We start from the raw sequence: 17,928 nt of genomic DNA, 5'->3' as shown, positions 1-17,928 counted from the left end.
GGAATCATCCTTTCAAGTAGTGCAAATAGTTCAAATTTGTTTTAGTTATAGGTCTTTTCGTTTATAATGTACAGTAAGAGGTGAGCCTAATGAAATCCACAGAGTTATGTCCAAGGTTACAAAAAAGCATGGATATTATCGGCAGACGTTGGACGGGCTTAATCATCTATCAGCTTCTGCAAGGTCCCCAGCGCTTCGGCGCCATTGAAGCTTCGCTGCCCGTCAGCGGCAGGCTTTTGTCCGAGCGGCTGAAGGAACTGGAGCAGGAGGGTATCGTCCTGCGCGAGGTTTTTCCCGAAACACCTGTAAGAATCCAGTATTCGTTAACTGACAAGGGCCGGGCCCTGGAATCCGTCATCCGTGATTTGCAGGTATGGTCGGAAGACTGGATTACGGAAGAAGAATGCCGGTCTGCTTCAGCAGCTCCTCCGCAATAAGTTTCACACACTGTTTCTGCGAAAGCCTTATATAAATTTACAGCTTGCGGCCTACGATAACAAGGTCACGCGGAATGCCGTCCAGCACGGCGACACCCGGCAGCAGGCCCCATTGTCCGAAACCAAACTTCCGCAGCAGTGCAAGGCTTGGCTCATTATGGCCAAACACAAAGCCGACCAGGTTCTGCAGACCAAGACGCGGACATTCCTCAAGCGCCTTGGTCAGCAGGATACTTCCGGCGCCGCTGCCGCGGAATTTTTCACTTACATAGACGCTGATCTCTGCCGTCCCATTATAGGCCGGACGCCCGTAGAATGACTGGAAGCTGAACCAGGCCGCAATTTCGCCGCCAAGCCGCAGAACCCAGAGCGGACGGTGATGGCTGTTATGCTCATGGAACCACTTCACTCTATCCTCCACGGCTACCGGCGTAAGATCCGCTGTTACCATTCTTCCGGCAACCGTCGTGTTATAAATCTCCACAATCGCTCCCAAATCCTCAATTGCTGCATCCTCTATGCTGTTCACTTGCCAATCCATCTGTTATTCCTCCTAAAAGTTGTATGTGATATGTGAACAACATTTCCCTCATCCTACGGCTCAAATCCAAAGTTGTTGTACAAAAGGCAGGATTTCAGCTTTTTCAAGCAGCTTAGGCTAGTTCAGCCCTGTCTGTTCCAGACTCCACTTCCACAGCCGTGCGGCTTCTTCTGTATTCTTCGCCCTTGGCGATAATTCCTTGATCTCGCGGCGGTAATAATACTGCCCGCTAACTTCGCTCAGCTCCGGCGCAGCCGCCAGATAAATGGCCGTGTCCGCACCTTTCTCAGGCGTCAGGAAGAAGTAGGACAGCAGCTTCAGCAGCGAGCGCCCAAAGCCTGTCTCCCGGTTCACTCCGATGCTCGTCCCCACCGCTCCCGGATGCACACAGTTCGCAGTAACCCTGGTGCCCTTCAGTTGAGCAGCCAGCTCGCGGGTAAACAGGATGTTGGCCAGTTTGGAACGGGCGTAAGCCTTAGCCGGGTTGAAGCCGCGTGACAGCGTATGATCCTCCAGATGCAGCTTGCCAATCTTGTAAGCACCTGAAGCCACTACCACAATCCTGCCCTGTTCAGCATGCTTCAGATTATCCAATACCAACATGGTGAGCAGAAAATGACCCAGATGATTCACGCCCAAATCCTGCTCGTAGCCGTCTGAAGTAAGCTCACGTCTGATGGCGACTACGCCAGCATTATTGATCAGAACATCAAGCACCGGATAGCCGGCCGTGAATTCCTCTGCAAAAGCGCGAATGCTTGCGAACGATCCCAGATCGCACAGCATCAGCCGGATTTGATCAGAGCCGCTCTGGCGCACTGCTTCCGCAAGAGCTTCCTCCCCGCGTTTGCGGCTGCGGCAGGCCATGATTACATGGGCTCCTCTGCGGGCCATTTCCACTGTCGTAGCCAGTCCCATGCCGGAATTCGCACCGGTGACAAGCACGGTCTTTCCCTTCATGGACATCTTCCCCTCTCTTGCGGGCCAGCCAGGCCGGGGCATGGCGTAGCCTTTTCAGAGTATATGTTTTATGATAATGTTACATCATTTCTGAGGGTTAAAATAGCCCCTGGGCATGGAATAACTTCTCAAGAAGTTTATTCCCGTTAGAAGCAACTTATCAATTACAGGGGGCGAGTACATGGCTACTATTGAAGATTTCTTGAAGCTGGATATACGCATTGGAACCATTCTGTCCGCTGAGCCTTTTCCTGAAGCACGCAAACCGGCGATTAAGCTGCAGATCGATTTCGGTGAACTCGGCATTAAGGCCTCCAGTGCGCAGATCACCAAACGTTACACTCCGGAAGAGCTGATCGGCCGGCAGATAGCCGCTGTCGTCAACTTCCCGCCCAGACGGATTGCCGGCTTCCTCTCGGAAGTGCTCGTCCTCGGCGGCGTGCCGGAGGAAGGCGATGTGATCCTGCTGGCTCCGGAGCAGCAGGTTCCGAACGGAACGCCGATCGCGTAACGGACCCGCTGAACCGGCCACCCCGGGTAAGCCGCTTGCACTGCGTAGTCTCGTAAGCTCGCAGACCTGACGGTACAGAATATCGTCTGCTACCCATGGTGCACGGTATGTAAGCAGCACGCAGGTCCTGATCGGTTGCTTGCGGGCGGGCTGTAGGCGGGGTTTACACGCTGCAAGCCCATAACAGGAAAGGCTGTCCTCTATGCAGATGATCTGCAAGGAGGACAGCCTTTGTTTGTTACATAGTTACATAGTTACAGAGTTATAGAGTGAAACGGACTCAGATGACGCTATTTTGCGGAAAAGGTTACTTTTGACGTTTATCCGGACTCAGAAGCCCTTATTCGGAATATTATAGACCCGAACACGGTAAAACTGAGCCATTAAGGTCATCTGAGTCCGCAACGGACAGAAACCGGGCTATTATCCGAAAATAACGGCTTCTCAGTCCGCATCAGCGGCGGATGGCCGAGAAATCCCTTCTCCATTAGCATAGCCTGGTAAAGTGCCGGAGGAAGTACACGGAAAATTCAGCTAACAGCCCTTATTTCCAATTCGGCCGCAGCGCAAGCAGCTTATCATCCTGTGCGCGCGGGTTGCCTCTGCCATCCCGGTTATTGGTCATAATATACAGGGTGCCGTCAGGCCCTTCCGCCACATTGCGGATTCGGCCATACTTCTCTTTGAATAAAGCCGTAATCTTAGGCTTGCCGCCCGAAGGAGACAAAGATACCCGCAGCAGCTGCTGCCCCGCCAGACCGGCAACCAACAGTTCGCCGCTCCATGGCCCCTGCGTAATAAAGGTCATGCCCGACGGCGCCCAGGTCACCTCACCGCTGTGTGCCAGCGGAGCCTTCAGCTTCAGCTTAGCGGCTCCGGTCTCATCGCCTTCAATCAGCGGCCAGCCGTAATTGGTCCCGGCCTGAATACGATTGATCTCATCATGGCTCGACTGGCCATGCTCCGAGCTGTATAAGACTCCGCTCTCCGGCTGCCAGGCCAGACCCTGCGGATTGCGGTGGCCCATGCTATAGACCGGAGACCCCGGCCACGGGTTATCTTCAGGGATGCCGCCGCTGGTGGTAATCCGCAGTATTTTTCCGCCCAGACTGGTCTTATCCTGCGCGAGCTCAGGCTCATAGCGTTCACCTGTGGTGATGTACAAGTAGCCGTCCGGTCCCAGCTTGACCCGTCCGCCGTTATGATTGGTGTCCCCTGGTATATTATCCAGCAGAACCTGCTTGATCTCCGCTTTGCTGCTGCCAATCTTAATCCGCAGGACCCGGTTTGCCACTCCGCCCTCCGCATTGCGGTAAGAATGATATACATACGCCAATCCGTTGCTCTCAAACTCCCGATCAAGCGCAAGTCCCAGCAACCCGCCCTCTCCCTTACTGATAAAGGGGGCTTCAAGCTCCAGCAGCGGGGCCTCACGAAGCTTGCCATTCTCTATGACCCGCAGGCTGCCCGGCCGTTCGGTGAAAAAGATCCGCCCGTCCGGAGCGAACGCCATCTCCCAAGGCACATTCAATCCGTCTGCCAGCGTATGCGCGGTATAAGGGAAGGCTGACGAAACTGGCGGCTTCGGCGCGGCAGCCGTTACTTCCGGTGCCTGTGTGCTTCCAGAAGCACCAGGTGATGCTGCGCCAACCGGCGCACCCGTTCCTGCACTCGCAGACGCTCCCGGTGTTCTTGTCACCGGCGTTTCGGTCATCGTAGTCATCGAAGATGGAAGAGCAGTGCCGGCAGGCTGTGCGTCAAGACGCGGATTCTCTCCTGTCAGCTGCCCCTGCATATTATCTTGTTCAGAAGAGGTGCAGGCTGACAGCAGGCCCATCAGCAGGACCAAAGTTCCGCGCAGCAGAAATGTACGGAAGAGGACCGATGTACCGGACATATTCATAACCTCCTGTTAAGTGAAGCGGGAATAGAAACCAGAAATGATTGTGGCAACTATTACCCGGTGCTTAACTTCACTAAACCCCCTTTAGCATCCGCTCGAGGGACGTGCAGCCTCCCGGATTATGAATTATAATGAGAATAATGCTGTTTCACGCGTGTATATGAAAGGGGAATTATTACAATGAATGAAGCTCTGCTTAAACTGGAGCAAGGACTTACAGAAGGGGGCTTGGATGCTCTCCTCGTAACCGATCCCAAGCATGTATACTATCTGACCGGCTTCGCCAGCAACCCGCATGAACGCTTTCTGGGCCTGCTGCTAATCCGCGGCGGGGAGCCTGTGCTGATCGTTCCGGCGCTGGACGCCGAAGCGGCGCATGCCGCCTCCTCGGTGAAGACTATTCTGACGCACAGCGATACGGACAACCCGTACGAGCTGCTCAAATCCCGCTTCGGCGGCGCTGCTCCGGCCAGCTTCGGCATAGAGAAGGAGCACTTCTCCGTCAGCCGCTATGAGTTGCTGGCAGACGCCATCCCAGCGGGGGCATTCAGCGACATCGGCCATCTGCTCCGCGCTATGCGCGCCATGAAGACGCCTGAAGAAATCCGCATTATGAAGCATGCCGCCGAGCTTGTGGAGGAAGTTCTCCGCCGGGGCCTGTCGCATGTCAAAGCCGGTGTCAGCGAGAATGAGCTGGTAGCGGAGCTTGAATACCTGATGAAAAAAGCCGGAGCCTCCGGCCCCTCCTTCGACACCATGGTGCTCTCCGGCCCGAATACAGCCCTGCCGCATGGCGTACCGGGTGAACGCAAGATTCAGCCGGGTGATCTGCTGATGTTCGATCTTGGCGTATACGCCGCAGGCTATGCCTCCGATATCACCCGCACCTTCGCTGTAGGCGAAATAGACAGCAAGCTGATAGATATCTACAATACTGTGCTTGCTGCCAATGAAGCTGGTATTGCCGCTTCTGTTGCCGGAGCCACCTTCGGTTATGTTGACAAGGCTGCCCGGGATGTTATTGAAGCCGCCGGCTACGGCGAATACTTCATGCACCGCGTTGGACATGGTCTCGGCATGGATACCCATGAATATCCATCACTGCATGGACTCAATACGGATATTATCGCAAACGGCAACGTTTTCACCGTAGAGCCGGGGATTTATGTGCCGAATCTTGGCGGCGTGCGCATTGAGGATGATGTGCTCGTTACGGCAGAGGGCCCGCAGACGCTGACCAGCTTCCCCAAAACATTGACTGTGCTGAGCCTGTAATTCAGAAATCCAAAAAAGCCCCAATCTCCAGATCACTGGAGGTTAGGGCCTTTTTATATAAAACTATTCTATGAAATATTGCGCTTGGTCTCCTGGGAGGGGACGGTCTGCTCTTCTTCAGCGAACTTAAAGGAACGGGCAAGGTATAGCACCGGTGTTCCTGCACCTGTAAGCAGGAATTTGGCCAGATAGGTAGTCAGCAGAATCTCTGTCCATACCTTCAGGTCATAGGTTCCGGCAAAAGCAATCGTACAGAAGATTAAAGTGTCAACAAAAGAGCTGATCATAGTGCTGCCGTTAGAGCGGATCCAGAGCTGCCGTGAGCTGCCGTAGTACTTGCGGATCCATGCGTATAAGCGCACATCCAGAAACTGGCTGATAAAATATGCGGTAAGACTGCCCAGTGCAAGTCTCGGCATCAGGCCGAAGATCGTCTGGAGTGAGGATTGGGCAATATCCGTCTCCTGCGGCTCAAATACAAGCACCATCTGCATAATGACGGTAGTCATCAGCAGAGTGAAGAATCCGAACCAGACGGCGTTCCGCGCTTCTGCCCGCCCGTATCTCTCATTCAGCAGGTCACTGGTCATATATAACGTGACATACATCGTATTTCCCAGCGTCATTACAATATCGAAAGGCATCGCAATCGTCTTGGCGACTTGTATATTGGCGACCACGGTTGCCATGCCTACCCAGGCATAGAGCCCTTTTTTACCGAACAACCGGTAGCAGAGCAGAAAAAACACAAAATTAACAACAACAAACAAAATCCCCCACAACAAATTAAACATATTTCGGTTAACTCCTCCTAGTTTTGGTTACGCGGGATGGTTACGAACCGCGGCTATCCACTCTTATAGAAACAAAACATTAATACTCTACCACAGAAAAAGCTAACATGCTATGAAATTTAAAATTTTCATGAAAACAGCGTATAATTCATTTTTTTCGGTAAATTGGTGATAGACTCGTTAAATATTCAATTTTTTCTGAAAAATAATGCAGTATAGAGCAAACTTTCACTATTCAACCTGAGGTTAATTCTATAGAATAGTTATCAATCACAATTCCCGTTCACAGATAGCTTCATATATGACCTACACCAATGGAATATATTGCTGCTTGCCTGGCTCTTTGTCTGGCTTGGGATATTCAGATGCAATTGACAGAAAAGGAGAGAAAGAAATGTTCCGTTTCAAAAAATCAATTAGCCGCAAGTTTACGCTTCTGCTGTTTGTCGTTCTGTTACTCACTTCTCTTTTGCTAAGCATCAGCTTCTACTTCATATCCATTAATATCATCGACAGCTATGTGATGCCGCAGATCAACAAGTCTCTGACTGCCTCAGCCCAGGATGTATATAAGAATCTGAATGCTACAAGCGCGCAGCAGGCTCTTAACAAGAATGAACAGGCGGGGACCAATGTAGAATTCTATTTCGAGGAAAAGCGGAAGCAGCACGATGTTGAAACCATTTTCCTCATTGACCTGAAGGAAGGCAAAGCTACTGTTCTGGTCGCGGATCATAGCGCCAAGCTTCAGCGTGAAGAGTCCATTGAGGTATTGCCTGCCATGGAGCAAGCCTCCAAAGGAAAATCCGGACTTAGTGAAATCTATAGTGATAGTCATGGTATACATAAGACTGCATTTGTTGGCGTTCCCGGCACCACCATGCTCGTTGGCGTAAGCTCGGATGTCGGCTTTATTCAAGAAAAGATGAGCAGCATTCTGTGGACCAGTGCGGGAATCACCCTGCTGGCACTTATTATCGGGCTCTCCGGCGCCACACTGATGAGCCGCAGAATCATCCGTCCGATCAAACTGCTGGCGGCCTACAGCAACAAGCTGGCCGGAGGCGATTTCACCGAAGCACTTACGATCAAAGGCAACGATGAAGTAGGCCAGCTCTCCGAGAGCTTCCGGATCATGAGCGAGCGGCTCAAGGAGATGATCGGACATGTGCTGGATACATCGGGCGCAGTAGTTGCCGATTCCAATGATCTGAAGGAACGTGTTCAGATTCTGAACAATATGGCTGAGCAATCCGCTGTCTCTGTAGAGGAAATCGGTAAAGGCAGCACCACGATTGCGAGCAGCGCACTCGATAATTCCCGGGCCATGGATGAGATTAACATCGGCATCCAGCATATCGCTTCCGCCGCCGGTGAGGTCACGGAGCAGATCAGTGAAGCCTCCGCCGAAGCGATGGGCGGTAATGACATTGCCCAGAGTGCTGTGCAGCAGATGCGCCAGGTGGAACAGGCCTCAGTACAGTCGCTGGAGCAATTCCGTATCATGAATGAACGCTCGCTGATGATCGGGGAAGTGGTGCAGGGCATTACCGAAATCACGAAGCAGATTCAGATGCTGTCGCTTAACGCATCTATTGAAGCAGCGCGCGCCGGAGAGCATGGCCGGGGATTCGCTGTCGTGGCCGGTGAAGTGCGCAAGCTGTCTGAGCAGTCCAAGGAATCCAATGAGCAGATCCGCGAATTCCTGCTCGGACTTCAGGAAGATATGAACCACTCGGTATCCGAGATGAACCACGTAAATACAGAAGTAGCTTCAGGTATGAACAAAGTGGTGGAAGCAGGCAATGCCTTCAATCATCTGCTGATTCTTATCCAGAGCATCAACCACAGCATCCAGTCCGTATCTGCCGCTACCCAGCAGATTTCGGCAGGCACCGAAGAAGTCAGCGCCTCGGTGGAAGAAACGGCACAGATTACAGCCAAGTCGCAGCAGAGCGCCGATACGCTGGCCGGCAACTCTGCCCGCCAGCACCAGGAGCTGGAAGGCCACGCGCTGACCGTAGAGCATCTGCATGAGCAGGCCGTGAAGCTGCAGAAGGCTGTCGAGCAGTTTAAGATTTAGCTAGTTTCTGTTCAATCAAATCTATAAAGCTGTTTAATAGTAAAATATAAAAAGCAGCTCCAAAGGCCTCGTGGCTGTTGGAGCTGCTTTTTTGCATAGGGACAAGCACAATCCTTCAATTCCTCAAATTTGATTCGTAACCGGCAAATTGGGTTTGTTAGGTACACGCCGTTTCAGTATAAATGTTGTACGAGATAAATGTTGTACGATTTACAACTCCGATTCATAGATACCAGGTTTTTTAGAAGGATTGTTGTATGTAATACAATAATTTTCCTGATTCCCTGTTTAGAAAGGGAGAAATCCTGCCTTCCGTACAACATTTTTGAATATAAAAGCGATGTAATCCGCAAAATGTTGTATTTTGGGCAGGATTCATAGAATAACAAGGTTCCATCACAATCCGTGGATGAGAATAAAGGGATTCGTGCGATAACTGATTAGGACCATGCTCAGTGTCTCGGTGCCCACAAGATGACAGAGACCCCAATCACGCAGATGCCGGCGCCGATCCAGTCGTAGAGATCCGGTGTTTTCCGGTCCACCAGCCAGCCCCACAGCACAGCAAGCACGACGAATACTCCGCCATAGGCGGCATATACCCGGCCAAAGGAAGGAAACTTCTGCAGCGTCGGGATAATACCATACGCGATCAGGATGGCAGAGCCTGCCAATCCGTACCACAGCGGCCGCGATTCCCGCAGCCAGAGCCAGACCAGATACCCTCCCCCGATCTCGGCCAGTCCGGCAACAATAAACAGCAGAACCGCAATAAACATCCCTATTCCTCATTTCTTGGCAAGCCCATAATATTGTACACGGCATTCATGTCCAGATGTGACCTTACAGCATCCGCCAGCCGGTCAAATTCCTGCTCACGGAGCGCAGCAGCCGAGAAGGTTACGGCTAGCGGTGTGAGTCCTTTGGCAATACGCAATCCGTCCAGCCAGCTGCGGCGCAGCCCGTCGTTGTGGAACAAGCCGTGCAGATAGCTGCCCCAGATTCTGCCGTCCTGGGTTCCCCAGCCTTCCGGCACAGCCTGCCCTTCCGGTCCGTCCAGACTGAACAGACTGCGTACTGAAGCAGCATCATGATTCGTCGTCGTTCCCATATGTATCTCGTACCCGGTAATGGGCATCTCTCCGATTGAGGCGGGCGCCTGTGTGCTTAGTTGCAGCGGATGAGCCGCAGCCAGTGTTCCGCTCACGCGTACCGTGGTCTTCTGCTGCAGGAACGCCGTTGACAGCGGCAGATACCCGAGGCCCTCACTCTCACCCGGTTCAGCACTCTCAACCGCATGAGGATCAAGCAGCTGCACCCCCAGCATCTGATACCCGCCGCAGATTCCGGCAAGCTGCTGCGTCCCCTGTCCCAGTGCACGCTCTATGGCCTCCGGGAACCCCTGCTCCCGCAAATACTGCAGGTCGGCAGCTGTATTCTTCGTGCCCGGCAATATAATGACATCCGGCGTTCCAAGCTCGTCTGCCGACAGGACATAGCGTACGGCAGCATCCGGCTCATCCTCCAGCGGAGCGAAGTCGGTGAAATTGGAGATGCGCGGATAGCGGATGACCGCAATATCAAGTTCTTTCATAGAACCTTCACGCACGCGGCCTGAGGTTCCTTCCAGAACTACGGAGTCCTCCGCCTCAATCCGCAGCTGCGGCAGGAACGGCAGCACCCCCAGCACCGGAATGCCTGTACGCTCCTCCAGCCAGTCCAGCCCGGGCTGCAGCAGCGAGACATCCCCGCGGAATTTATTGATAATGAAGCCTTTGACCCGGGCCCGTTCATGCGGCTCCAGCAGCTCCAGCGTACCCACAATGAAAGCAAACACGCCGCCCCGGTCAATATCGGCAACCAGCAGCACCGGCGCATCCGCCCAGCCGGCCAGATTCATATTGACGATATCCCGCGCCTTGAGGTTGATCTCCGCGGGGCTGCCTGCGCCTTCCATCAGCACAATATCATAGGCCTCCCGCAGACGGCCAAGCGCATCCATCACCGTCCCTTTGGCTTCGGGGAGAAATTTCTCACGGTATTCTCTCGCACTGAGCGCGGCATGCGGCACACCATGCACCACAATCTGCGCGCTCATCTCACCGGATGGCTTCAGCAGGATCGGATTCATGTCGCTGGTAGCCGTAATACCGAAGGCTTCCGCCTGCATCCCCTGGGCGCGGCCGATTTCTTTGCCGTCTGCTGTAACATAAGAATTCAGCGCCATATTCTGCGACTTGAACGGTGCCGTACGGTAGCCGTCCCGGGTCATAATCCGTCCGATGGCGGCGGTGACGAGGCTTTTGCCGACATCGGAGGCGGTTCCCTGCACCATCAGCACGGCGGCTGGCTGCTGCTTGCCGCGTCCATCTGCAACCCCCGGCGCTGCCTGGACGGTAGCTGGCTGCTGCTTATCCGCTCCCCGAGCAGCTCCCGTCGCTGCCTGAAGCGCGGCCTTACCTGAGGCTGTATCTTCCATGTTCATCTTCTTCGCTTCCTCGCTTTCTGGCTGCTGCCGGTGTCAGGGCGGTGCAGCCCTATGGCCTATTGGAGCGCTGTGCGGCGCTGCCCTAAGTGCATGGCGGACGCTGTCCGCTACAGGTTGTGCTGCAGCAGCACCAGCACCAGCAGAACCACCGTCTCCAGCAGCTCACCCAGCGCGCCGTAGACGTCGCCGGTGAGCCCGCCGAGCCGGCTGGCGATCCGCCGCGCTGCGAGCATGCCGCAGGCCGCCGCAGCCGCCGGCGCCAGGATGGCCGCCGCCGCCAGCTGCGGCCAGGCCCCGCTGCCCGCGCCGAGCGCCAGAGGCGCCGCGGCAGCGGCCAGCGTAAGCAGCGCGGCGGTTAGACGCGCGCGCCGCTCCAGCCGGGCAGGCAGCCCGCCGAAGCTGGCGGCCAGCCCTTCATTGCCGCGGGCCAGCGGATAGCGGGCCATGGCCCGCACCATGTACCAGCGGCTCCAGACCGGCGGCAGCAGGAGCAGCGGCAGCATGCTGTAGCTGCCGCCTTCAATCAATGCCGCCAGCAGCGAGGCCTTCAGCAGCAGGAGCAGCACGCAGGCCAGCACACCCATAGCGCCTACGCGGCTGTCCTTCATAATCTCCAGCATCCGCTCCCGCGAGCGGTAGCTGAGCAGCGCATCGGCGCTGTCCATCCAGCCGTCCAGATGCAGCCCGCCAGTCAGCCCCACCCAGAGGATGAGGGTGATGACAGCGGCAGGCCAGGCCGGCAGCAGCCAGGCGGCGGCAGCTGCGCCAAGCGCAGCGCTGAGGCCGATCGCTGCACCGACCAGCGGATAATAGACTACGCTGCGGCGCAGCAGCTCCGGCGAGAAATCCGGGCTGTATTTGACCGGAAACCGCGACAGGAACTGAAACGCGGCAGCGGCATCCCCCCGCGCGCTCACAGGATGTACTCCCGGCTCTTTAGCTCAACAGGTATTCCGGCCGTAACCAGGAATACCTGCTCACACTGCCGGGCAAGCCGCGCATTCATTCGTCCGGCCAGGTCACGGTACAGCCGGCCGAGTGAATACTCCGGCACAATGCCGTCTCCTACTTCATTGGTAACCAAAATTAGCGTTCCCTGGAAGCTGGAGACACTCTGCTCCAGTCCGGCAATTGCAGCTTCCACCAGCTGCTGCCGGTCACTGCGTTCCTCCACAGCCAGCAGCTGGTTGGACAGCCAGAGCGTCAGGCAGTCCACCAAGACTGTCTGACCGCTGCCGCTGCCGGACAGCCGCCGGAGCAGCGCCGACAGTTCAAGCGGCTCCTCCAGAGTCTCCCAGCGGAAGCCGCCCTCCTCCCGCTGCTGCCGGTGCAGGGCAATCCGGGCCTTCATCTCTTCATCGAACGCTTGCCCGGTCGCCACATAGACCGCCTGCTGCGGGTCTGCCAGCTTCTTGGTTAAGCGCTCGGCGAAGCCGCTTTTCCCGCTGCGTGCCCCTCCGGTTACAAGGATGCTCATACGCTCTCCGACCCGGAGACCCCCGCACTCTCGAAGGTCGCCATCTCCCGCATAATCCGGCAGACCGCTTCAATGAAATGCAGGCACAGCGCGCCGCCGGTGCCTTCACCGAGGCGCAGTCCGAGATCCAGCAGGGCCTCCAGTCCGAGGCGGTCCAGCATCAGCTTATGCCCCTGCTCGCCTGAGACATGGGAAGCAATCATATAAGCCGTGGATTCCGGCGCTAATGCCTTTGCTACCAGAGCTGCCGCTCCGGAAATAAAACCGTCCAGAATGACCGGAATCCGCAGCGCAGCCGCTCCCAGAATCAGACCGGCCAGGCCGGCAATCTCAAGTCCGCCTACCTTCGAGAGTACATCGATCGGGTCAGCCGGATTCGGCGCATTAACCTTCAGGGCGCGTTCGATCACCGATATTTTGTGGCGCAGCCGCTCGTCGTCGATGCCTGTTCCACGTCCGGCGGCCGTCTCTGGCGGAATACCTTCCAGTGCGCACAGCACCGCAGCACTGGCCGTAGTGTTACCGATTCCCATCTCACCGGTAATAAAAATCTCCGTTCCGTTCTTCACCGCTTCCTGGGCCACCTGAACCCCGGCCAGAATCGCACGCAGCGCATCATCGCGGCTCATGGCCGGACCTGCCGCCATATTGTCCGTGCCGCGGCGCACTTTGCGGTCGATCAGCTGCGGATGGCTGATGTCACCGTTAATGCCGATATCCACGAACTGCACCTCTGCACCGCCTTGGCGGGCCAGCACATTCACTGCGGCGCCGCCGCTCAGGAAGTTATAGGCCATCTGCATTGTAACCTCCTGTGGAAAAGCACTGACCCCTTCACAACAGACCCCATGATCCGCTGCCATAACTACTACCGTACGTTTGCTGTAACAGGGCTGTTCTACTTTGGAGATCCCGGCCAGCCGGACGGCCAGCGCCTCCAGCCGCCCGAGGCTTCCCGGCGGCTTGGTCAGGCTGTTCAGGCGGAGCACCGCGCGTAAGGTCGCTTTTTCATCAGGCGGAGCGATCCGTCCGGTTACTTCTTGTATGGCTGTGATCATGATATTACCTCCTGTTATCTATTGTATATTCTATTGAAAACAATCTACTGAAAACAATCCACTTCTATCTGCTCTGCATACTGTCATCAGAACACAAAAAAGCTCCCCTGCCCTGAAGAAGGGAGCTTCCGCTGACTTGGCTGCAAGCCAATTGAATTCTAACATATCCCTATTTCTTCCTTAAAGGATTATAGGTGATATAGATTGATCTTACAATTAGATTTTTACCTTCATGAAGCCTTCCAGCCGCTCCAGCGCCTCGGTCAGCTTCGCTGTAGAAGCCGCATAGGAGCAGCGGATATACCCTTCTCCGCCAGCCCCGAACACATGGCCCGGAACAACTGCGACTCCCGCCTCCTTCAGCAGCCTTAAGGCGAATTCCTCCGAGCTCATGCCGGTGTGGGCAATGGACGGGAAGGCGTAGAATGCCCCTGCAGGCATATGGCAGTGCAGTCCGGCATCGCGCAGCCCCTCCACAAACAGCGTCCGGCGGTCCTTGAAGCAGGCCTTCATCCGTTCTTTATCCGGCAGAGCACTGCGCAGGGATTCGGCAGCGGCGATCTGTCCCAGCACAGGCGCACACATGGCTGTGTATTGGTGAATTTTGAGCATAGCCGCCAGCAGTTCGCGGTTCCCGCAGGCATATCCAACCCGCCAGCCGGTCATGGCAAAAGCCTTCGAGAACCCGCTGATCACCACCGTCCGCTCCTTCATGCCCGGGAGTGAGGCAATACTTACATGTGTGCTGTCGTAGGTCAGCTCGGCATAGATCTCATCCGAAATCACGATCAGCCCATGCTCCTTCACCACCTCAGCTACCGGCAGCCAGTCCTCATAGGTCATTACCGCCCCCGTAGGGTTGCTTGGAAAATTCACCATCAGCAGCTTGGATCGCGGAGTGATTGCCCGCTTCAGTGCTTCGGCCGTGAGCTTAAAGCCCTGCTCCACAGTCGTCTCCACCGTGGCCAGCGTTCCGCCATTCAGATAGGCGATAGGCGCATAGGCGACATAACCCGGGGAAGGAATCAGAATCTCATCGCCCGGTGCGATGAAGGCGCGCAGCGCCAGATCCACGGCTTCACTGCTCCCTACAGTAACCAATATTTCGTCCGCAGGATCGTACTGCAGGTCGAAGCCCTTCTGCAAATACCCGGCAATCTCCTCCCGCAGCTCCATCCTCCCGCTGTTAGGCGTATACATCGTCTCCCCGCGGTCCAGGGCGCGGATACAGGCCGCTCTGACCTGTTCAGGAGTAGCGAAGTCGGGCTCACCAACCCCGAGTGAAATAATATCGTTGTTACCCGCAGCCAGATCAAAAAAAGCGCGGATGCCCGAAGGCGGGATCTCCCTTAAGCGCGGAGTAATGGGGTCGCTGTGCAGGGAGATGCCAGTGAGGCTCGGGATGCGGGGGTGGCGGTCCACAGGCAAAGCAGATTGTTTTCTGTTCATAACCTGCCACCCCCTTGCTGTGCCAGTTGTGCTTCCGGTACTTCCGGTGCTTCTGGTGCTTCCGCTGCTCCACCCATACCTCCGCGCTCCCGCAGCGATCCGGTGATAATCTCATCCAGCAGCCGGGTGAAGGAGATGCCAGACGCCCTTGCACTTTGCGGCAGCAGGCTGGTTGCGGTCATGCCGGGCAGCGTGTTCACTTCCAGCACATATGGAATGCCGTCCTTCAGCAGCATATCCACCCGTGCATACACCGCGCATTTCAGCGCCCGGTAGCAGGCAAGTGCCGCCGTACGCACCCGTTCCTCGACCTCCGCAGGCAACTGGATGATCTGTTCCTCCGCCCCGCCCTGCTCATATTTGGCGCTGTAATCGAACCAGTCGGCACCGAGCGACTGAATCCCGATTACCGGCAGCAGCTCTCCACCGAGAATGGAGCAGGTAATCTCCTGCCCTGTTGTATAACGCTCAATCAGCACCGAGCAGTCCGCGGCAAAAGCCTTCTCCACCGCCCCGCGCAGCTCCTGCGGATGGTTCACCTTGGTCATGCCGATGCTGGAGCCGCCGGAATTCGGCTTGACCATCACCGGATAACCCAGCCGGTCCACGGCTTCCGGTGCATATTCATTGATATGGTCCCAGCACAGCCAGTCGGGTGTGGGGATGCTTTTGCTGCGGATAACCGTCTTGGCCAGCCCTTTATCCATGCAGAGACTGCTGGACAGCACGCCGCTCCCGGAATAAGGAATGCCTAGCGTTTCAAGCGCACCTTGTACGGTGCCATCCTCGCCGTAAGTCCCATGCAGGGCGAGCAGAGCGAAGTCCAGCCCCACGACTCCCTCCAGCAGCTCTTTACGCGAGGTGATGGGAACCGGAATCCCGGTGTATTTTGCCGGATCCAGCGCCTTCAGCATCTCCCTGCCGGTATTCATGGATACCTCATATTCAGACGATACGCCGCCCATAATAACTCCCACTCTAATCATATCCGTACACCCCTTCATCCCATAAGTTGCCGTGCTGTCCTGCCGATAATTTCGATCCCTCTGCGTATATCCTCATCCGCCACTCTGGAGAAGCCCAGCCGCAGCGTGTTCTGCCCTGTACCGTCTGTGAAGAAGATGTCCCCCGCCGTAAAAATAACCCCCTGCCTGTGGCACGCCGCCAGCAATTCCCTTGTGCTGAAGCCTTCAGCGAACGTTACAAACAGATGTAGCCCCCCGTCCCCCGATAATGAGGCATACGGAATATGCTCCTTGCAGCAGGCCAGCGTCAGCTCGTATTTGCGTTTATACTCCAGCCGGGCCTTCTTCAGATACTTCTCCAGATTGCCGCCCAGGAGATATTGGTACAAAATAGACTGGTCGAGCGTTGAGGTATGGATGCTGCGTGCCCTTTTGACACTTTCGAGATAATAGATCAGCTCCTGATCCGCCAGCACCCAGCCCACCCGCAGTCCGGGGAATAGCACTTTGGAGAAGCTGCCGAGGTAGATGACACTGTTCCCGCTGCCCGCCGCCGCCATTAACGGAGCCACATGGGCACCCGAATAACGCAGCTCCTCGTTGAAACCATCCTCGATAACCGGCACCTTGTAATCAGACATGAGCTTCATTAGGCCTTGTCTTTTCTCGGGAGACATGACAATTCCGGTAGGATTGTGGTAGGAGGGGACCAGATACGCACAGTCGTATTCCCGCTCTTCGAGCGCGCGCTTGAGTTCGCCGAGGTGGATGCCATCCCGCTCCATCGTTACCCCGTGTATCCCGAAGCCGTGCAGCTTCAGATTCTTGATCGCCGTATGATGCGTCGGGTTCTCACAGATCACAGCGCCATGCCGCTTACCCAGAGCAGACAACACTATGTCGAAGCCCTCCGTGAACCCGTTCGTAATCAGCAGATCCTTCCCGCGCATATCCACGCCCTTGTGCTCCATATATTGCCGCAAATAATCTATTAAAGGTTTATATCCCTTGGCATATCCATAATTCAGCAGAACGTTGCCCTCCACGGACATGCGTTCCAGAAAAGCTCTTCGGACATGATCCAGATCGAAGAGGCTCTCATCCGGCGCGATACTGGTAAAAGAAATCGTTCCTTTCCCCGCGCGGATTCCCCGCTTCATAATGTCCAGCTCTTCCGCGAGCAGCGCCTGGCCGCTGAGCCGCTCTTTCCAGTCCACGCTCCAGGATGCCGCTTCCGGATCTCCGTGCCCCGCTGCTGCGCCATGTGAGACATAACTCCCCTGGCCCTGCACCGTATACGCGAAGCCGTCATCCTCCAGACTCTCATAAGCCGAGATAATCGAGTTGCGGCTGACCTTGAGGAGTGTGCTGAGTTCCCGTGTTGAGGGGAGCTTCTGCCCGCCCTGGAGCGCGCTTTTGATAATAAGATGCTTCATGTAATCCTTCACCTGGATATATACCGGACGTCCGGCAATGAGCTTGAAATCCTTAAACATACCGCTATCGCCCCCATAGCTATCATGGCACAGACGCCGCCGTAAAAAAAGAACCACAGCCCCGGGATTTTCTTCCGGCTGTGGTTCTAAGGGGGATAATGTATTCGGTTTTTCGAATACATTTAGCTCGTTACCCCTGTCGGCGGCGCATTGTATTCGGTTTTTCGCATACATTTGGCTCGTTAACCGTATCGGCGGCGCATTGTATTCGGTTTTTCGCATACACTTGGCTAATTAACCCTATCGGCGGTGCATTGTATTCGGTTTTCGCATACATTTGGCTCGTTAACCGTATCGGCGGCGCATTGTATTCGGTTTTTCGCATACATTTGGTTCGTTAACCCTATCGGCGGTGCATTGTATTCGGTTTTTCGCATACACTTGGCTTGTTAACCCGAACAGCGGTACATTGTATTCGGTTTTTCGCATACATTTGGCTCGTTAACCGTATCGGCGGCGCATTGTATTCGGTTTTTCGCATAAATTTGGCT

Annotated in this window: 16 protein-coding genes; 4 read left to right on the top strand and 12 right to left on the bottom strand. The window is 55.4% G+C overall.

Annotation, left to right across the window (positions count from 1 at the left end; all coding sequences use genetic code 11):
* Positions 1-89 precede the first annotated feature (89 nt).
* Positions 90-437, top strand: a complete 348-nt coding sequence (locus NSU01_RS07115; protein WP_039299846.1) for a helix-turn-helix domain-containing protein — start codon at positions 90-92, stop codon at positions 435-437.
* Positions 438-474: 37 nt separating this feature from the next.
* Here the strand turns inward: NSU01_RS07115 and NSU01_RS07110 are convergent, their stop codons facing one another.
* Positions 475-978 carry a GNAT family N-acetyltransferase gene (locus tag NSU01_RS07110; RefSeq protein ID WP_076242413.1) on the bottom strand — a complete coding sequence of 168 codons (504 nt, stop codon included), beginning with the start codon at positions 976-978 and terminating at the stop codon, positions 475-477.
* 117 nt (positions 979-1,095) lie between these two features.
* Positions 1,096-1,938: an SDR family oxidoreductase gene (locus NSU01_RS07105; RefSeq protein ID WP_042140836.1), complete on the bottom strand. Its 843-nt coding sequence runs from the start codon at positions 1,936-1,938 to the stop codon at positions 1,096-1,098.
* A gap of 181 nt (positions 1,939-2,119) precedes the next feature.
* Between NSU01_RS07105 and csaA the strand changes: the two genes are divergently transcribed.
* Complete coding sequence (gene csaA, locus NSU01_RS07100) at positions 2,120-2,449, top strand: chaperone CsaA (RefSeq protein ID WP_076242412.1); 330 nt, start codon at positions 2,120-2,122, stop codon at positions 2,447-2,449.
* Positions 2,450-2,993: 544 nt separating this feature from the next.
* Here the strand turns inward: csaA and NSU01_RS07095 are convergent.
* Positions 2,994-4,346, bottom strand: coding sequence for a PQQ-dependent sugar dehydrogenase (locus tag NSU01_RS07095; RefSeq protein ID WP_256703730.1), 1,353 nt, complete (start codon positions 4,344-4,346; stop codon positions 2,994-2,996).
* 186 nt (positions 4,347-4,532) lie between these two features.
* Between NSU01_RS07095 and NSU01_RS07090 the strand changes: the two genes are divergently transcribed.
* On the top strand, positions 4,533-5,627 hold the full coding sequence (locus tag NSU01_RS07090; RefSeq protein WP_076242411.1) for a Xaa-Pro peptidase family protein: 1,095 nt from the start codon (positions 4,533-4,535) through the stop codon (positions 5,625-5,627).
* Positions 5,628-5,695: 68 nt separating this feature from the next.
* Here NSU01_RS07090 and NSU01_RS07085 read toward each other — a convergent pair whose 3' ends face one another.
* A complete protein-coding gene (locus NSU01_RS07085) occupies positions 5,696-6,421 on the bottom strand; it encodes a queuosine precursor transporter (protein ID WP_042134420.1) in 726 nt (241 codons plus the stop codon).
* A 394-nt stretch (positions 6,422-6,815) separates the two neighbouring features.
* On the opposite strand from NSU01_RS07085, the gene NSU01_RS07080 reads away from it, so the two are divergent.
* Positions 6,816-8,504 (top strand): methyl-accepting chemotaxis protein, encoded by a 1,689-nt coding sequence (locus tag NSU01_RS07080; protein WP_076242410.1) that lies wholly within the window; start codon positions 6,816-6,818, stop codon positions 8,502-8,504.
* Between the two features lie 452 nt (positions 8,505-8,956).
* Here NSU01_RS07080 and NSU01_RS07075 read toward each other — a convergent pair whose 3' ends face one another.
* From NSU01_RS07075 to NSU01_RS07040, 8 genes are all read right to left on the bottom strand, one after another.
* On the bottom strand, positions 8,957-9,283 hold the full coding sequence (locus NSU01_RS07075; protein ID WP_042134414.1) for a YnfA family protein: 327 nt from the start codon (positions 9,281-9,283) through the stop codon (positions 8,957-8,959).
* A 2-nt stretch (positions 9,284-9,285) separates the two neighbouring features.
* Complete coding sequence (locus tag NSU01_RS07070) at positions 9,286-10,839, bottom strand: cobyric acid synthase (RefSeq protein WP_076242820.1); 1,554 nt, start codon at positions 10,837-10,839, stop codon at positions 9,286-9,288.
* Between the two features lie 260 nt (positions 10,840-11,099).
* Positions 11,100-11,909: an adenosylcobinamide-GDP ribazoletransferase gene (gene cobS / locus NSU01_RS07065; RefSeq protein ID WP_076242409.1), complete on the bottom strand. Its 810-nt coding sequence runs from the start codon at positions 11,907-11,909 to the stop codon at positions 11,100-11,102.
* Positions 11,906-12,469 carry a bifunctional adenosylcobinamide kinase/adenosylcobinamide-phosphate guanylyltransferase gene (gene cobU, locus NSU01_RS07060; RefSeq protein ID WP_076242408.1) on the bottom strand — a complete coding sequence of 188 codons (564 nt, stop codon included), beginning with the start codon at positions 12,467-12,469 and terminating at the stop codon, positions 11,906-11,908. Before cobU ends, cobS begins: the two co-directional genes overlap by 4 nt.
* The gene (cobT, locus tag NSU01_RS07055) at positions 12,466-13,527 is read right to left on the bottom strand and encodes a nicotinate-nucleotide--dimethylbenzimidazole phosphoribosyltransferase (RefSeq protein WP_042134408.1); all 1,062 of its coding nucleotides are present in this window, start codon (positions 13,525-13,527) and stop codon (positions 12,466-12,468) included. The genes cobU and cobT overlap by 4 nt, the downstream gene beginning before the upstream one ends.
* A 216-nt stretch (positions 13,528-13,743) precedes the next feature.
* Positions 13,744-14,931 carry an aminotransferase class I/II-fold pyridoxal phosphate-dependent enzyme gene (locus NSU01_RS07050; RefSeq protein ID WP_076242819.1) on the bottom strand — a complete coding sequence of 396 codons (1,188 nt, stop codon included), beginning with the start codon at positions 14,929-14,931 and terminating at the stop codon, positions 13,744-13,746.
* A 41-nt stretch (positions 14,932-14,972) separates the two neighbouring features.
* Positions 14,973-15,962, bottom strand: coding sequence for a D-alanine--D-alanine ligase (locus NSU01_RS07045; RefSeq protein ID WP_305954177.1), 990 nt, complete (start codon positions 15,960-15,962; stop codon positions 14,973-14,975).
* A 14-nt stretch (positions 15,963-15,976) separates the two neighbouring features.
* Entirely contained in the window at positions 15,977-17,437 is a 1,461-nt protein-coding gene (locus NSU01_RS07040) for a PLP-dependent aminotransferase family protein (protein ID WP_076242407.1), read from the bottom strand.
* Positions 17,438-17,928: the final 491 nt, after the last annotated feature.

The organism is Paenibacillus sp. FSL H8-0259 (assembly GCF_037963255.1).
GTDB classification, from domain to species: domain Bacteria; phylum Bacillota; class Bacilli; order Paenibacillales; family Paenibacillaceae; genus Paenibacillus_AQ; species Paenibacillus_AQ phytohabitans.
Note: the sequence above shows the minus strand (reverse complement) of the source record. Positions and strands in the feature narration are given on the sequence as shown.

Excerpts from the sequence above, each read along its gene's own strand:
- NSU01_RS07115 (WP_039299846.1), top strand. The coding sequence starts at position 90 with ATGAAATCCACAGAGTTATGTCCAAGGTTACAAAAAAGCATGGATATT.
- NSU01_RS07110 (WP_076242413.1), bottom strand. The coding sequence starts at position 978 with ATGGATTGGCAAGTGAACAGCATAGAGGATGCAGCAATTGAGGATTTG.
- NSU01_RS07105 (WP_042140836.1), bottom strand. The coding sequence starts at position 1,938 with ATGAAGGGAAAGACCGTGCTTGTCACCGGTGCGAATTCCGGCATGGGA.
- csaA (WP_076242412.1), top strand. The coding sequence starts at position 2,120 with ATGGCTACTATTGAAGATTTCTTGAAGCTGGATATACGCATTGGAACC.
- NSU01_RS07095 (WP_256703730.1), bottom strand. The coding sequence starts at position 4,346 with ATGTCCGGTACATCGGTCCTCTTCCGTACATTTCTGCTGCGCGGAACT.
- NSU01_RS07090 (WP_076242411.1), top strand. The coding sequence starts at position 4,533 with ATGAATGAAGCTCTGCTTAAACTGGAGCAAGGACTTACAGAAGGGGGC.
- NSU01_RS07085 (WP_042134420.1), bottom strand. The coding sequence starts at position 6,421 with ATGTTTAATTTGTTGTGGGGGATTTTGTTTGTTGTTGTTAATTTTGTG.
- NSU01_RS07080 (WP_076242410.1), top strand. The coding sequence starts at position 6,816 with ATGTTCCGTTTCAAAAAATCAATTAGCCGCAAGTTTACGCTTCTGCTG.
- NSU01_RS07075 (WP_042134414.1), bottom strand. The coding sequence starts at position 9,283 with ATGTTTATTGCGGTTCTGCTGTTTATTGTTGCCGGACTGGCCGAGATC.
- NSU01_RS07070 (WP_076242820.1), bottom strand. The coding sequence starts at position 10,839 with ATGGTGCAGGGAACCGCCTCCGATGTCGGCAAAAGCCTCGTCACCGCC.
- cobU (WP_076242408.1), bottom strand. The coding sequence starts at position 12,469 with ATGAGCATCCTTGTAACCGGAGGGGCACGCAGCGGGAAAAGCGGCTTC.
- cobT (WP_042134408.1), bottom strand. The coding sequence starts at position 13,527 with ATGATCACAGCCATACAAGAAGTAACCGGACGGATCGCTCCGCCTGAT.
- NSU01_RS07045 (WP_305954177.1), bottom strand. The coding sequence starts at position 15,962 with ATGATTAGAGTGGGAGTTATTATGGGCGGCGTATCGTCTGAATATGAG.
- NSU01_RS07040 (WP_076242407.1), bottom strand. The coding sequence starts at position 17,437 with ATGTTTAAGGATTTCAAGCTCATTGCCGGACGTCCGGTATATATCCAG.